The 15320-nt window shown below is 73.1% G+C and carries 16 protein-coding genes and 1 tRNA gene; 8 read left to right on the forward strand and 9 right to left on the reverse strand.

The window, feature by feature from the left end; genetic code table 11:
* Positions 1-735 (forward strand): hypothetical protein (locus AB0B97_RS04625; protein ID WP_357490652.1); only part of this gene is annotated, 735 nt, incomplete at its 5' end.
* A 12-nt stretch (positions 736-747) separates the two neighbouring features.
* On the opposite strand, the gene rsmI is transcribed toward AB0B97_RS04625, so the two are convergent.
* Positions 748-1596 carry a 16S rRNA (cytidine(1402)-2'-O)-methyltransferase gene (gene rsmI / locus AB0B97_RS04630; protein WP_234585464.1) on the reverse strand — a complete coding sequence of 283 codons (849 nt, stop codon included), beginning with the start codon at positions 1594-1596 and terminating at the stop codon, positions 748-750.
* A 246-nt stretch (positions 1597-1842) separates the two neighbouring features.
* Between rsmI and AB0B97_RS04635 the strand changes: the two genes are divergently transcribed.
* The 4 genes from AB0B97_RS04635 (at position 1843) to AB0B97_RS04650 (ending at position 6306) form a co-directional block, all read left to right on the forward strand.
* Positions 1843-3396: a phospholipid carrier-dependent glycosyltransferase gene (locus AB0B97_RS04635; protein WP_234585793.1), complete on the forward strand. Its 1554-nt coding sequence runs from the start codon at positions 1843-1845 to the stop codon at positions 3394-3396.
* 379 nt (positions 3397-3775) lie between these two features.
* Entirely contained in the window at positions 3776-4141 is a 366-nt protein-coding gene (locus AB0B97_RS04640; RefSeq protein ID WP_357490655.1) for an MmcQ/YjbR family DNA-binding protein, read from the forward strand.
* Between the two features lie 87 nt (positions 4142-4228).
* Complete coding sequence (locus AB0B97_RS04645; RefSeq protein WP_357490657.1) at positions 4229-5524, forward strand: VWA domain-containing protein; 1296 nt, start codon at positions 4229-4231, stop codon at positions 5522-5524.
* Positions 5524-6306: a peptidase gene (locus AB0B97_RS04650; protein ID WP_234585446.1), complete on the forward strand. Its 783-nt coding sequence runs from the start codon at positions 5524-5526 to the stop codon at positions 6304-6306. The genes AB0B97_RS04645 and AB0B97_RS04650 overlap by 1 nt, the downstream gene beginning before the upstream one ends.
* Positions 6307-6361: 55 nt before the next feature.
* Here the strand turns inward: AB0B97_RS04650 and AB0B97_RS04655 are convergent, their stop codons facing one another.
* Positions 6362-6631, reverse strand: coding sequence for a hypothetical protein (locus AB0B97_RS04655; protein ID WP_234585444.1), 270 nt, complete (start codon positions 6629-6631; stop codon positions 6362-6364).
* Positions 6632-6816: 185 nt separating this feature from the next.
* Here AB0B97_RS04655 and AB0B97_RS04660 point away from each other — a divergent pair, with 185 nt between their 5' ends.
* The 3 genes from AB0B97_RS04660 (at position 6817) to AB0B97_RS04670 (ending at position 9401) form a co-directional block, all read left to right on the forward strand.
* The gene (locus tag AB0B97_RS04660) at positions 6817-7473 is read left to right on the forward strand and encodes a 4'-phosphopantetheinyl transferase superfamily protein (protein ID WP_357490660.1); all 657 of its coding nucleotides are present in this window, start codon (positions 6817-6819) and stop codon (positions 7471-7473) included.
* A 141-nt stretch (positions 7474-7614) separates the two neighbouring features.
* Complete coding sequence (locus AB0B97_RS04665) at positions 7615-8517, forward strand: hypothetical protein (RefSeq protein ID WP_357490662.1); 903 nt, start codon at positions 7615-7617, stop codon at positions 8515-8517.
* Positions 8518-8702: 185 nt separating this feature from the next.
* Entirely contained in the window at positions 8703-9401 is a 699-nt protein-coding gene (locus AB0B97_RS04670; protein WP_357490664.1) for a hypothetical protein, read from the forward strand.
* Here AB0B97_RS04670 and AB0B97_RS04675 read toward each other — a convergent pair.
* The 7 genes from AB0B97_RS04675 to AB0B97_RS04705 form a co-directional block, all read right to left on the reverse strand.
* Positions 9398-9940 carry a hypothetical protein gene (locus AB0B97_RS04675; RefSeq protein ID WP_357490666.1) on the reverse strand — a complete coding sequence of 181 codons (543 nt, stop codon included), beginning with the start codon at positions 9938-9940 and terminating at the stop codon, positions 9398-9400. The genes AB0B97_RS04670 and AB0B97_RS04675 overlap by 4 nt on opposite strands.
* A gap of 113 nt (positions 9941-10053) precedes the next feature.
* Positions 10054-10704 (reverse strand): VTT domain-containing protein, encoded by a 651-nt coding sequence (locus tag AB0B97_RS04680; RefSeq protein WP_357490668.1) that lies wholly within the window; start codon positions 10702-10704, stop codon positions 10054-10056.
* Positions 10705-10841: 137 nt separating this feature from the next.
* Positions 10842-10918 (reverse strand) — tRNA-Ala (locus AB0B97_RS04685).
* 440 nt (positions 10919-11358) lie between these two features.
* A complete protein-coding gene (locus AB0B97_RS04690) occupies positions 11359-12138 on the reverse strand; it encodes a hypothetical protein (protein WP_357490670.1) in 780 nt (259 codons plus the stop codon).
* A gap of 177 nt (positions 12139-12315) precedes the next feature.
* Positions 12316-12966 (reverse strand): GNAT family protein, encoded by a 651-nt coding sequence (locus tag AB0B97_RS04695; protein ID WP_234584369.1) that lies wholly within the window; start codon positions 12964-12966, stop codon positions 12316-12318.
* A gap of 73 nt (positions 12967-13039) precedes the next feature.
* A complete protein-coding gene (glp, locus tag AB0B97_RS04700) occupies positions 13040-14353 on the reverse strand; it encodes a gephyrin-like molybdotransferase Glp (RefSeq protein WP_139582488.1) in 1314 nt (437 codons plus the stop codon).
* Positions 14350-15312, reverse strand: coding sequence for a UTP--glucose-1-phosphate uridylyltransferase (locus AB0B97_RS04705; RefSeq protein ID WP_234584368.1), 963 nt, complete (start codon positions 15310-15312; stop codon positions 14350-14352). The genes glp and AB0B97_RS04705 overlap by 4 nt, the downstream gene beginning before the upstream one ends.
* Positions 15313-15320 lie beyond the last annotated feature (8 nt).

Here is a 15320-nt window from a genome sequence, read left to right on the forward strand (position 1 = left end):
GCCCCGGTCGAGGTGGAGCCGACCACCGGGGCGCCGGTGGACGCGGTGCCACGTCGGGTGCCGGTACGCCAGCAGAGCCGTCGCCGGGATGTGCACCGGGTCGACGGGGACCGGCCACCGGACGACGAGGGCACGTTCTGGGCACCGATCGAGCAGGTGCACTGGGACGGCACCCCCGTCCGGGAGGACGTCGCCCCCCAGCGCCGTGCCGCGACGCGGGCTCGCCGTGACTCCTCGCGGACCTTGCCGGACCCGCTGCCCGGATTGACCGCGCTGGTGCTGCTGAGCCTGGTCGCGGCCTTCTTCGCCTGGGTCAGCGCCGGCCCGTTCTGGCTCGCGGCCGGGCACGGGCGCGACGGCACTGTGGTGATCGACAACTGCACCGGAGGCGGTCTCACCCAGCGGTGCCGGGGCATCTTCACCGCCGACGACGGACGGTTCCTGGCCCACGGGGTACGGGTCAGCGGCGTACCCGCCGGAGGTGGCGCCCCCGGGGCGGCGCTGCGGGCGCGGATGACCGGCCCGGACGCCGGCACCGCGTACGCCGACACCGGCGCGGGCCGTCACCTGCGCTGGCTGCCCGGGCTGCTGGCGGTGCTCGGCTGCGCCGCCGGCATCGTCCGGTGGACGGGGTCGGCCCGGCTGCCCGGCCGGCGACACCGCCGCTGGGCGGTGGCCGCCGCTCTCGCCGGCCCCGCGCTGATCACAGTCGGCTTCCTCGCAGCCGCGTGGTGAGTGCGCCGGGAGTCAGCTGTGCACGATCGTGTAGACCTCGCGTCGGCGCAGCGAGTATTCGGTGGCGACGTCGGTGATGGCGTCCCGGCGGGACCGGCCGGTGGCCTCCCGCTCGGCGACGGCCGCGCGCAGGGTGTCGTCGTCGGGGCGTTCCGGGGCGGTCACCGGCGAGCCGGCCACCACCAGGGTGATCTCCCCGCGCGGATCGCTCTCGGCGGCCCACCGGGCCAACTCGCCGAGGGGGCGGCGGAGCACCTCCTCGTAGGTCTTGGTGAGTTCCCGGCAGAGCGCGGCCGGCCGGTCCGCGCCGAACGTCTCGGCCAGGTCGGCGAGCGCCGCCCCGATCCGGTGCGGCGCCTCGAAGAAGACGAGGGTGCGCTCCTCGGCGGCGAGCGCGCGCAGCCGGGACCGGCGGGCGCCCCCGCTGCGGGGCAGGAACCCCTCGAAGCAGAACCGGTCGCAGGGCAGCCCGGAGACGGCGAGGGCGGTGGTCACCGCGCTGGGTCCGGGCGCGACGGTGACCGGCGCTCCGACGTCCAGCGCGGCCCGGACCAGCCGGTAGCCGGGGTCGGAGACGCTCGGCATCCCTCCGTCGGTCACCAGTGCCACCACGTACCCGCCGAGGATGACCTCGACCAGTTCGGGCGTACGCCGCTCCTCGTTGCCCTCGAAGTAGGAGACGATCCGGCCGCCGACCGTGACGTCGAGGTCGCGGGCCAGCCGGGTCAGTCGGCGAGTGTCCTCGGCCGCGACCACGTCGGCGGTGCTCAGCACCTCCCGGAGTCGGGCCGAGGCGTCGGCGGGGTTGCCGAGCGGGGCACCGAGCAGGATCAGGCGCCCAGCTTCGGACATTTCACCCACGAATTCGTCTCCTTCATCGACAGCGAATACCGGTATCAGGGACGACGGGCGCCACACGACACCCTGGCAGCCTACGATCGCCGGGTGACGAGTGCGTCGACAGCGCAGAGCCCGAGCGCCGACCCGGCAGACACGGTCGAGGTGTCCGGCGAGCCCAGCCCCCACCAGGAACCGGCGGCACCACGTGCCGACGGCGGGGGCATATCCGCCGTGGTCCGTCGCCGGTTCGCCACCGTCGACAGCCGGATGGACCCGTATTCGTGGCTCGCCACCGCCGTGGTGGTGGTGATCGCGGGGATCCTGCGCTTCGTGGGCCTGTCCAGCCCCAAGGGCAAGATCTTCGACGAGACGTACTACGCCAAGGACGCGTACGGGCTGATCAGCCGGGGCGTCGAGTGGAACTACAAGGACAACGTCCCGTCGTACGTGGTGCACCCACCGCTGGGCAAGTGGCTGATCGGCGTCGGCGAGTGGGCCTTCGGCTACCAGGACGCGGAGTCGAAGGTCTCCGTCGGTGGGCACCTGTTCACCACCGCGCCGGAGTTCGGCTGGCGGTTCTCGGCGGCCGTGATCGGCACGCTGTCGGTGCTGCTGCTGGTCCGCATCGGCCGGCGGCTGTTCCGCTCGACGGTGCTCGGCTGCGCGGCCGGCCTGCTGCTCGCGCTGGACGGCTTCCACCTGGTGCTGTCGCGCGCGGCGCTGCTCGACATCTTCCTGCTGTTCTTCGTGCTGGCCGCCTTCGGCGCGCTGGTGCTCGACCGGGACGCCCGCCGCCGGCGCTGGGCGCGCGCCCTGGACGACGGGCTCGACCCGAGCCTGCCGGGTCGCGCGGGTCGACCGCCGACCGGCTGGCGCACGTGGCCGTGGTGGCGGCTCGCCGCCGGGGTGCTGATCGGCTGCGCCTGCGCGGTCAAGTGGAGCGCGCTCTACTTCGTGCCGGTGTTCGCCCTGTTCGTGGTCCTCTGGGAGGTCGGGGTCCGCCGCTCGGCGGGCGTCCGCAGACCCTGGCGGGACACTCTGCTCGACGAGGTCCCCTGGCTGGTGCTGGCCGGCGTGCTGATGGTCGGCACCTACCTCGCGACCTGGTCGGGGTGGCTGCTCAGCGACGACGGCTACTACCGGCTGGCGTCGTCGACGGCGTACCCGACCGGCTCCCTCAGCGACACCCCGGTGATCGGCCCGCTGGTCAACCTCTTCGAGTACCACCGCGCCGCGTACGGCTTCCACGCCCAGCTCGACGACCCGCACAAGTACCAGTCGTGGCCGTGGCAGTGGCTGCTGCTCGGGCGGCCGGTGGCGTTCCACTGGTCCGGCGACGGCGCCTGCGGGGCGCCCACCTGCGCCTCGGAGATCCTGCTGCTCGGCACCCCGCTGCTGTGGTGGTCGTTCCTGCCCGCCCTGGTGGCGCTGGTCTGGCTGGGCATCGCCCGACGAGACTGGCGGGCCGGCGCGATCCTGCTCACCGTGGCCGCCGGGCTGCTGCCCTGGTTCTGGTTCGCTCTCGACGGCCGGACGATGTTCTCGTTCTACGTCGCGCCGGCGCTGCCGTTCCTGGTGCTGGCCGTGGTGTACGTGCTGGGCGCGCTCATCGCTCCGCCCGGCGGTGACGTGGGTGAGACGGCAGCCCTGGTGCCCGGCGACGCGGGCTACGAACGCCGGCTGGTGGGCAGCGTCGCGGCCGGGGCGTACGTGTTGCTGGTGGGGTTGTGCTTCGCGTACTTCTATCCGATTTTCGTGGGACGGGTGATCCCGTACTCGGACTGGCTGTCCCGCATGTGGCTCGACGGCCGCTGGATATAAGCACCGGCAGGCGACGCGCCGCACAGCGCGACGGAAATCGGGCCCGCACGCGCTTCGCGTGCGGGCCCGACCTCTTACACAAAGACGCGCGCCCCGATCGCCTGCCACGGGGGAAGCGGGCGATTGGGGCGCGCATGAAGAGCTTAACCACCGCGCACCACCGGCACAACGGGTCAACTTGGGTCAGATTTCCGACGGATTCCGCCCGGCACCACTACTCCCCTCCAACCGTTGACCGAGGGTGACCTGGCGTGGACCCAGCGCCCCGAACCGGCGTCCCGACGCCGACGGAGGCCGCCGCGAGGGCTGCCGGCGACGCGGCGCGAGGCACTAGGCTCGCCGTGGTGGGCGTCGCGATCGTGACGGGAGGCGGGATGCCGTGGAGTTGTTGGAGCGGGTCCGGACGATCTGCCTCGCGCTGCCCGAGGTGACCGAACGCCCCAGCCACGGGTCACCGACCTGGTTCGTCCGGGACAAGAGCGTGTTCGTCACCCTGCACGCCGACGGGCACCACCAGAACGACTTTCCCCACCTCTGGTGCGCCGCGCCGACCGGCGCCCAGGCGGAGCTGACCGCCGCCGATCCGGCCCGCTTCTTCCGCCCGCCCTACGTCGGCGGCCGGGGATGGCTCGGCGTACGGCTCGACGGCACCGTCGACTGGGCCGAGATCGACGAGTTGTGCCGGGACGCGTACCGGGAGATCGCGCCGAAGCGGCTTGTCGCACTGCTCGATTCGCCCGCCTGACCCGGCCGGTCCCGCGCGTCACCGGTCATCCGGGACGACCAACCACCCCAATGATCATCCAAAGTGGATTTCACTACACTGCCGGCCGTGATCAACTTCAGACGATCGGCGGCCGTCCTCCTCGGACTGCTGGCGACCACCGCGCTGACCGGGCCGGTCCCGGCGGCGGCCGACGAGGAGCAGGCGGCCGAGCCGCCCCGGGTCGAGCTGGTGCTCGACGTCAGCGGCTCGATGCGGGCCGCGGACATCGACGGGCGCAGCCGGATCTCGGTGGCCCAGCAGGCGTTCAACGAGGTGGTGGACGCGCTGCCGGAGGAGACCCAGCTCGGGATCCGGGTGCTCGGCGCGACCTACAAGGGCAAGGACAAGAAGGTCGGCTGCCAGGACACCCAGCAGATCGTTCCGGTCGGGCCGGTCGACCGGACCCGGGCCAAGGCGGCGGTCGCGACGCTCCGGCCGACCGGGTTCACCCCGGTCGGGCTCGCGCTGCGCTCCGCCGCGCAGGACCTGGGCACCGGCGCCACCACCCGGCGGATCGTGCTGATCACCGACGGGGAGGACACCTGCGCACCGCCGGACCCGTGCCAGGTGGCCCGGGAACTGGCCGCGCAGGGCACCAGCCTGGTCGTCGACACGCTCGGTCTCGCGCCCGACGAGAAGGTACGCCGCCAGCTGCTCTGCATCGCAGGGGCGACCGGAGGCACCTACACCGCCGCCCAGAGCGCCGACGAGCTGACCGGCCGGATCAAACAGCTCGTCGAGCGGGCCGGTGACACCCACACCCGGGCCCCGACAGTGGTCGGCGGCGCGAACGCCTGTGACTCCGCGCCGCTGCTCGCCCCGGGCGTGTACGCCGACCGGGAGGCGTTCTCCGAGCACCGCTACTACCGGGTGCCCGTACGCCCCGGGCAGGAGCTGCGCGCGTCGGTGAGCATGGCGCTGGACCGGCCGGTGAACCGGGACTACGGGGTGCTGCTGCGGGCCACCGCGGCGGATGGCCGGGAACTGGTCCGTGGCGCGGACGCCGGCAGCGGCCGGGCCGACGTGCTCTCCGCCGGCCTGCGCTGGTCGGCCACCGCCGACGACGAGGACGCCGCCGACGACGAGAACGAGACCGCCGAGACCTCGACGCCCGTCGTCGAGCCCACCACCGTCTGCCTGGTGGTGAGCAACTCCTTCGCCGCACGCCCGGGCACTGCGGCGACGCCCGGCATGCCGGTGGAGCTGACCATCGACGTGGTCGCCGCCGCGGGGACCCCGGACGGGCCGGACCTCGGCCGAGGCTGGGTGCTGCTCGCCCTGCTCACCGTGGCTGGCCTGCTCACCGGCCTGATCGCCGGCCTGCTCACCCGCTGGTGGGTCGCCACCTGGAGGGAGAACTGATGCGTACCGCACTGTTCCGGTCACTGGCGGCGCTGCTCGCCGCCGGCGGGGCCGCGCTGCTGCCCGGGGCTGCCGTGGCCGCCCCCACCCCGTCTCCGGGCGCCACGCCGGTGACCCGGGCCGGCACCTCGTTCCTCACCGCCACGCCGATCACGGCCGGCCAACCGGTGCGGGTGGACGCCTCGGTCGGCGATTACCTCTACTGGTCGTTCCCGGCGACCGCCGGGCAGGTGCACGAGATCAGCGCCACCGTCACCTTCCCGAAGGCACGCAGCGGCGCCTCCACCTGGACGATCGACGTGTTCGACGGGCTGCGCCGACGGCAGGCGTGCACCGCCGGGGCGCAGACCCCGACTGTGGACGGCAAGGCGTCGAGCGTGGCGCTGGGCTGCACGCTGCGCGAGGTGCGGCCCTGGGCGGAGCCGTGGTCGGCCGACCCGCTGCCCGGCACGTACGTCGTCCGGCTCTCCGTCATCGACCTGCCCGAGCCCGACCTGGGCGCACCCGTCGACGTGGACCTGCTGGTCGGCGTCCTCGCGGACCGGGGCGCCTCGGCCGACGACGGGGAGCTGGCCGCGCCGCTGGTGGCGAACACCAGGGCGGGCACGGTACTCAACGCCGTACCGACGCCCGACCCGGAGGCCGACGACGAGGGCGACTCGCTGACGGACTGGCTGCCGGATCTCGGCTCGCGGTGGATCTGGACCGGCATCGGCGGCGTGCTCGCCGCGGTGGCCGGGGTGTTCGGGTTCGCCCTGACCCGCCGGCCCCGCCGAGCCTGAACCCGCCCGGCCGCCCGGTGGCCCCGCCCGACGTCGGGCGGGGCCACCGGCGGGCTCAGCGACGTCTCGCGCCGCGTGGCAGCCAGCCGATGAACCGATCCTGCAACGACATCACCGGGGCCGCTCGCAGGTCCTCGGCGGCGGCGGCGAGACACGAGCCCAGGTAGACGCTGAGCATGGCCCGATCATCCCCGTACTCCGCGATCAGCCGGCTGCGCTTCGTCGCGCACGGCCACTCGTCGCCGCAGGAGCCGCAACTCCAGCCCGGGGTCGTCGGTGCGTGGTCGTCGGCCCGACCCCCCGGCGGTTCGGTGCCATCGCTCATCGCAGGTCCTCTCCAGATGTTCGCGGGACTGGCCAGCTATTGATGGTGGTCCCCCCGGAGCCATCTTGGAGGGCGCGACGCGTCCCTCCGGTGTTACATCTTTGCGGTACCTTCTCCCGTCGTGGGAGTCGGAAATCTGACGGTCGAACAGATGACCCTTCGCTACCGGACGGTAGGTGGCGGCGGTGCGTGACCTCCTGCCTCCGACGGTCGCCGTGGCGGTCGCCGCTCCCGACGACTGGACCGGGGAACTCCTCACCGCCGAACAGGCGTGCCTCGGTGAACGGGCGGTGCAGACCCGTCGACGGGACTTCACCGCCGGCCGGGTGTGCGCCCGTCGGGCGATGGCCGACCTCGGCCTGCCGGCGGTGGCCGTGCCGGCCGCCGCCGACCGCGCGCCGATCTGGCCCGCCGGGGTGGTCGGCACCATCACCCACACCACCGGCTACTGCGCCGCCGCCGCGGCGCGCGCCACCGACCTGCGATCGGTAGGCATGGACGCCGAACGGCACCGCGAGATCAATGCGGGGGTACGCCGACTCGTGCTGCTGCCCGAGGAGGAGGAGAGCCTCGCGCGGCTACCCTCCGACACCTTCTGGCCCGTGGTGCTGTTCAGCGCCAAGGAGACCGTCTACAAGGTCTGGCACCCCGTCGTCGGAAGCTGGCTGGACTTTCACGACGCCCGTTTGGACATCGACCCGGACGCCGGCACGTTCACCGCCCGGATCGCACCGGCGCGGGTGGACGCGGCGGAGGTCGCCGATCCCCCGAGCACGATCACCGGCCGGTTCGTGGTCGCCGACGGCCTGATCCGCACCGCCGCCGTCCTCACTCTCCGCTGACCCCGGCACCGTCCATGCTGGCCGGTCCGTCGACGACTCGCGGACGGTGGGACACGAGCCGGCGCGGCGACCGGCGGATCGGCGACGCACGGTAGCGTCGGCGGGTTCCCGAACCGCACGTACGACGCGTCAAGGAGTACGGTGACCCACCCCCAGCCCCCCGCCGGGCCGCAGGACCCTCAGCAGCCGAACCTGGAGCCGCCGACGCAACCGTTCGCGGCGACACCGCAGCCGCAGCAGTCCGCCGCCGACCCGACGGTCCCGCAGGCGCCGATGCCGCCCAACCCGTGGTCGGCAGCGGCGAACCCGCCGCAGCCACCGTTCTCCGGCGGCGCGTACCCGCAGGCCGGCGGCGCCTACCCGCAGGCCGGCGCTGGGGCCTACCCACCGCCGGGTGTGCCGGGCTACCCGCTCATGCCGCCGTCGCCCGTGCAGACGAACAAATCGAAGAAGACGGTGGTGGCCATCGCGGTGACCGCGGCCGTGCTCACCCTGCTGTGCTGCGCGGGCGGCATCGTGGCGGTGGTCATCGGCGCGAACCGCGCCGCGAACGAGGTGACCGACGCGCTGCCCACCCCGGGAGTGACCCGTGGCGTCGGGCAGCCACCGGCCACCGCGCCGTCGCCCCGGGCGTCCACCGACGGCGAAACCCGGAACATGTCCGCCGGGGAGACCCTGGTCATCGACGACAACGGCGGCACCGTCGAGATCACCGTGACGAAGTTCAGCACCGCCACCAAACCCTGCACCTCGTACGGCCTCAAGCCCGACGAGGGCATGTACGTGATCGCCGACGTGACGGTGGCGGTCACCAAGGGCACCGCCTCGGCGAACCCGCTCTACTTCCAGTGGGTCGCCGCGGACGGCACGGAGACCAACGCGATCGCCGGTGCCTTCTCCGGCTGCGGCAAACCGATGCCGGCCGCCAACGACCTGACCGCCGGCACCAGGCGCACCGGCAGCGTCGTGTTCGACGTGCACGACACCGCGGGAGTGCTGGAGTACCAGCACAAGTTCGCGACCGCCGGCTCCTGGAAGCCGTGACGAGCAGTGGGGCCGGCCCGATTGACCGGACCGGCCCCACGCCCCCGTTTGTCGCGCGCTCAGCAGCCCGTCCAGCGGACCGGAGTCACCCGGTCGTCAGGTACTGGTTGTTGTTCTCCCGACCTGCAGGGCGGCGCCGGCGACGAATCTTGCCCGAGGTGCGGCGTGGTTGGAGGATGAGGCTGGTGAGGACCGATCGGCCGCCCTCGGGGCCTTCGCTGGACTATCACCTGGTCCTGCCCGCGCCGGACGACCATGAGGCGGAGGGCCTCCTCGTCGAGGAGTTCACCCGGCACGACGATTTCACCACGACAGGGCTGCACAGCGCGGGTTGGACGCCGAACGCCGGTTGGTGGAGTTCCGCCTCACTGAGTCGCGACCTACGCACCGATCCGGCAGTGCTCGCCCGGGTCGTTCCCGTCGCACGCCCTGACGCCGTCGCCGCCTACAGCCGCCTCTCAGGTGGGCACCTGCCCTCCGAGGCGGTCGTGCGCACGTACTTTCGTGACCATCAGGCCTTCGCGACCGCCCCGCCCCTGCGGCTCGGCCCGGCGCAGCCACCGGAGGGCTTCCAGGAGCGACGCGTGTACCGCGTCCTCTTCGCCAAGGACCTCCGCGCGGATCAGGTGGCGGCCCTGCGGGCCGTGTGGCGGACGGCGGACGACGGCACCGCCGGATCCGTCGCCGGTGGCCACCACGAGAGGGGCGGCCACCAGTTCTCGTGGGACCTGCGACGGGTCGGCCACACCCTCGCCTGGGCTCTCGACGTGACAGTCCTGATGGGAACCGGCGCGGCCGGGGCGGTGCGCTCGACCCTGACCGACCTGACGCACCTGCTGCGGCAGCACGGCCTGATCGCCGTGACCACCGAACGATTCTGCTAGCTGTTCAGGAGGTGAAAGAAGAGCGTGTGGTGCTCCACATCGAGGAACACGGCGCTCAACTCCGCGACGTGACTTCCCACGCTGTACGACGAGCTGTACTGCCACCGTGGCTTGTCGGGCAGATACGACGCGAGCGCCGGCCATACATCCGCCGGGCTGTTGGACAGAGGCAGCTCATCCGGGTCCAGAGTGGCGTACGGCACGAAGTCGTACTGGTCCGCCAGCACCCGCGCATCCTCCGGGCGCAGGTTGACCACGCCCTGGTACGCCCAGTCAGTCGGCCCCGGTCCAAACGAACAGGGGTTGCTCAACGGCCGCACCTGCCAGTGGATCTCCGGATCCGTGCCGACGCCCGGCAGGTCCGCCGGTGGGTCCCACGCATCGGTGCGCACCTTCGCCTGCGAAGCGTTCACCGACTCCTGGCAGGCACGTCGGTCGGCCGCGTCCTTCTGGACCAGGAGGAACCCGGCTCCGGCGCACACAATGGCCACCACCGGGATCGTCCAGGCCGCCGCGATCACGAGCTTGCGCAGATTCACGGACGAGAGCGTAGGTGGAGCACCGACGATCGGGTGCCCGCGGGACGGGCGAACCTGGTGTCCATGGCCAGCGGCACGGTCACGGACAGCCTGTCCGCCGACAGCCTCAATCGTCAGCGACCGTCACTAGGCTTCGCCGGTTCCCGCACGGCCCGCTCGCGGCGCGCAGCCCGCCGGCCACTCCAGATCCGTGCCACGATCACCAGCGCCACCACCGCAAGCAGCACCTCCCCGCCCAGGCCGAGCCGCCGCTCCAGCAGCCCGTACGAGGCGCCAGCCAGGTAACCGAGCACCGCCACCGCCGCTGCCCACAGCGCCCCGCCGGCAATGTTGGCGAGCGTGAACGTACGCCGCGGTATGCCGCTCATGCCCGCCAGACCCGGCACCAGCGCCCGCAGCGCGGCCGCCCAGCGGCCGAACACCACTGCGGCGGCGCCCCGCCGACGGATCAGGTCGAACGCATGGCGCACTTCACCAGAGCGAACGAACCGGCGTGGCGCCCGGTTCAGCAACCGCCGGCCGTAACGACGGCCAACCAGAAAACCCACCTGGTCACCGAGCACCGCCCCGGCCAGTGCCACAACCACCACCGCCCACAGCGGCAGCCTCCCGGAGTGGGCGACGACTCCGCCGACCAGCACGGCCACCTCCCCCGGCACCACCAGGCCGAGGAAGGTCGACGCCTCCAGCGCCGGGAGAAGGAACGCCAAGACGAGCACCAGGACGGGTGGCAGCGCCACCAACACGTTCAGCACCCGATCCATCCGGCAATTGTCACCTAATAGCCGAGTTGTGCCGCCCAGTGCCGCGGTATGGGGCTCTGCCCGGCGGACAAACGACGGACAAATGATCAAGGGCGAGTTCCCCGTCATCCGAGAACCCGCCCTGACCTGCTGTTTCTTGGTGGAGCTGAGGGGATTTGAACCCCTGACCCCCTCGATGCGAACGAGGTGCGCTACCAGTCTGCGCCACAGCCCCCCACCGGCGAACCGGCTTCGGTCCCACCCGGCTTACACCGGGCGGGCCGGCAGCAAGGCTAACAGGTCGCCGGCCTCCACCGCGAATCCGCCCCCGGTGCGGCGCTGACAGCAGTACGGAGATCGACTCGACTTCCCGGAAACCGGGGCATCCCGGACGCCCCGACACCCCGACTTCCAGGAAGCCGAGTCGATCAAGCGCCCGCACGTCCTTGATCGACTCGACATCGCCGATGTGGCGGCATCATCTTCCGGCGATACCGCCACCTCGGCGAACCGGAGTCGATCAAGCGCCGCCACACGCCGGGCAGCCCCGCCACACGCCGGGCAGCCCCGCCACGCACCGGGCCACGCCGCCACGCGCCGGGCAGCGCCGCCACGCGCTGGGCAGGGCGGCACCGGGCAACGCGACGTCAGGCGCCGCGGCCGGGTCGGGCGGCGTCAGGCGCCGCGGCCGGCCTCGTAGGGGCGGCCACGCAGTCCGCCCGAGCGACGGTACGAGACCGAGCCGCCGTTGACGGCCGCCGGCAGGTCGCCGGGCCGGTCGAGGCCCATGGCTGCTCGGCGTACCCCCTCGCGCTGGGCTGCCAGGCGGCGCTGCGCCTCCCGGCGGGCCGCCGCGCGGCGGGCCTGTTCGCGGCGGACCTCGGCCTGGCGGGCGGCCAGCCACGCCGCCTCCCGGGCGCGGGCGCGGCGGCGACGGCGGCCGGCGAGGGCACGCCCGCGCAGGTGTACGACGTACAGGGCCAGCAGCAGGAAGGTGACCGAGAATCCGATCCAGAAGCCGGGGCTGACGAAGAGCACGCCGATCAGCTCGACGACGTTGAGCAGCAGCAGCGCGGCGAGCACCCGACGTCGGCGGTACACGGCGGGAGTGTGCTGCCGGCGCGGCGGACGACGGCGGGAACGCTTGGGTGCCGGCGGTACGGCCCGCAGGCGGCCGGAGCGGCGTGCCGCCGGGGGCGCGGAGACCGGCGCAGCCAACCTGCCCGTAGTCGCATCTTCACTCAGAGTGACGACGAGAGAGCGTGGCGGGTGCACGGGCTGCCGTCCTGGCACAGTGCGGCGCCGTCGACGGCGTTGGAGCACCCGCGCCGTCGACTGCGCCCGCTCCGCCACCAGCCGCTCGGTGGCGTCGTACCGGCGAACCAGCGCCGGGGCCAGGGCGAGCAGGCCGGCGGCGGCGAGGACGGCGAGGAGCACCGAGGTCGGCACCCTCACCCCTCCCGTCACCGAATTCGGAGCAACCGCTCCCCGACCGCAGGATCTTCCACCGATCGTGCCTGGGTGCGTAGATCGTCCGGGCGTTGAGCGCTTGCCGCAGCTTGCAGTTACTTGAGGTTACGGCGGACCGACCGCGATGCCGCCGCGCCGCGCCGATCCCGTCCGTGGGACGGCTCACCGCGCGGTGGCGCGCACCCGGTGCCAGCGGGCCAGCAGACCGCCCTCGGCGGCGACCTCTTCGCTCGTCATCGCGTATCCGATGTGGTCCCGCCAGGCGCCGTCGATGTGCATGTAGCGCACGTGGTACGACTCTTCGCGGAAGCCCAGCTTCTCCACCACCCGCCGCGACGGCCGGTTCTCCGGCCGGATGTTGACCTCGACCCGGTGCAGCCCACCCGGGCCGAACGCGTGGTCGACGGCGAGTGCGAGCGCCGTCGGGATCACTCCCTGCCCGGCGACCCGGGCGTCCACCCAGTAGCCGACGTAGCCGGAGCAGAAGGCGCGGCGCACGATGCTGCCCACGTTGAGATGCCCGACCAGCCGGTCCCGGTCGGCCTCGCGCAGGCAGACCGCGAACGGCATCCCCTCACCCTCGCGGGCGGAACGTCGCTGGTCACGGTGCACCCAGCGGAACGCGGCAGGCGAGTTCAACTCGTCCCAACTGCCCGGCAGCGACGACTCCCACGGTGCCAGCCAGGCCCGGTTGGCCCGACGCACCTCCGACCACGCCGCCGCGTCGGAGCGCCGGTAGGGCCGCAGCAGCACTGGACCGTCGACCAGCACCGCCGGCCAACCGGGTGCTCGGGCCGGTCCAAAGAGACTCACTCCCACAGTCTCCCGCGCGGGACCGTAAAGCGCGCAAGTGGACCCGCGATGGACCGCTGGGCGCGCGGAAACGTCACCGGCGCCTGTCGAGCAGCAGGACGTCCACGGTGGAGCCGGCGGCGGCGGTGGTGACCCGCTCGCCGAGCACCAGCAGCCCGTTCGCCTCGGCCAGTCCGGAGAGGGTGAACGGGCCGCCGCGCAGCGGCTGCACCGTATAGCCGCCACCGCGACGCTCCGCGACGTGCGCGGGGCGGAACTCCCGCAGCCCGCCGGGGGACGACACGGTCTCCAGCAGGTGCGCCCGGACGCTGGGCCGGAACACCGGCTCGGCGCCGGCGAGCAGTTGGATCGCGGGGCGGGCCAGCACCTCGAAACCGATCAGCGCGGCGCCCGGGTCGCCGGGCAGGCAGACCACCGGCACCTCCTCGGCGCCGACGGTGCCGAACCCGAGGGCGGTGCCGGGATAGAGCGCCACGTCGGTGAAGGTCACCGGGCCGGCGCGGCCACCCTCGCGGCGGGACAGGATCCGCCGGACCATGTCCCCGGGGCCGGTGCCGGTCCCCCCGGTGGTGATGATCAGGTCGGCGCGCAGGGTCTGGTCCTCCAGCAGCCCGCGCAGCCCCTCCGGGTCGTCGTCGCAGATGCCCACCCGGTACGCCAGTGCGCCCACCTCGGCGGCGGCGGCGGTCAACGCGTGCGAGTTCGCGTCCACCACCTGACCGGGCTGGCTGCCCCGGCCCACGTCGACCAACTCGTCGCCGGTGGCCACGATGACCACCCGGGGGCTGGGCCGGACCACCACGTGACCGATGCCTGTCGCGGCGAAGACGGCGACGAGGGCCGGAGAGACGTACGTGCCGGCGCGGGCGAGCAGGGTGCCGGCGGGCAGTTCCTCACCGGCGCGGCGTACCCCGTACCCCCGTTTGGGGGTGCGGAAGATCTCGACGGCGGCCATGCCCTGGTCGGTCCACTCCACCGGGACCACCACGTCCGCGGCGACCGGCAGCGGCGCCCCGGCGGCCACCGAGAAGCACGAGCCCGGGGTGAGCCGCACCGGCCGCCAGCTCGCCGCGCCGAGGTCGCCGACCACGTTGAGCCGGATGGTCCGGCCGCCGGGCGTGCCGGAGGGGGCCGGGACGTAGCTCGGGCCCCGGCCCCCTCCGGAAATGTCCTCCCACCGGGCCGCGTACCCGTCCACGGCCGCCTGGTCGAAGGCCGGGAAGGCGTGCGGCGCGACGACGTCCTCGGCGAGGACGTTGCCGTGCGCCTGGGTGAGGTCGAGGTCGAGTGGCGGCAGCGCTCGTAACCTGCGCAGCACGCTGCCCAGGTAGTCGGCGAGCGGCGTCAACTCGTTCGCGGCCGCCTCGGCGTCGGCCGTCGCTGTCATGTACCAGATCCGCCTGCCGCGTCGGCCTTGACGAACTCGGCCAGCCAGGAGCGGAACTCGGCGCCGAGGTCCTCGCGCTCGGCGGCGATCTGCACGACGGTTTGGAGGTACCCCAGCGGCATGCCGGTGTCGTAGCGGGTGCCCCGGTAGACGATCGCGTGCACCGGTGTGCCCTCGGTGCGCAGCAGCTCCATGGCGTCGGTCAGCTGGATCTCGCCGCCGCTGCCCGGCTTGGTGCGGCGGATCGCGTCGAAGATCTTGCCGGGCAGCACATACCGACCCAGCACCGCCAGGTTGCTCGGCGCGTCCTCCGGCTGCGGCTTCTCCACCATGCCGGTGACCTTGACGACCTCGCCGATGTCGGTCAGCTCCGCCTCGGCCGGCTCGACGGAGGCGATGCCGTACCGCTTGGTGTCGGCCGGGTCGACCTCGAAGAAGGCGAGCACCACGCCGCCGGTGCGGGCCTGCAGCTCCAGCATCGCCGGCAGCAGTGGCTCGGACGGCTTGACGAACTCGTCGCCGAGCAGCACCGCGAAGGGCTGGTCGCCGACGTGGGACTCGGCGTACCCGACGGCGTGGCCCAGCCCGAGCTGCTCCGGCTGCCGGACGGTGTAGATCTCGGCCAGCTCACTGGGCCGGCGCACGGCGGCCAGCCGCTCGGCGTCGCCCTTCTCCTCCAGCCTGGTCTCCAGGTCGGGGCGTCGATCGAAGTGGTCCACCATCGACGTCTTACCCCGACCGGTGATCAGCAACACGTCGCCGATGCCGGCCTGGGTGGCCTCCTCGACGATGTACTGCAGCACCGGCCGGTCGACCACCGGCAACAGTTCCTTCGGGACCGCCTTGGTGGCCGGCAGGAAGCGGGTGGCCAGTCCGGCGGCCGGGATAACGGCCTTGACCGCCAGGGGACGGCCGGTTGCGGCGACCGTCGATGAGGGGTTCGCTGAGTGCTCCGACATGCCGCGAG

Origin of the sequence: Micromonospora sp. NPDC049004, assembly GCF_040649315.1 — a bacterium.
GTDB lineage: Bacteria > Actinomycetota > Actinomycetes > Mycobacteriales > Micromonosporaceae > Micromonospora.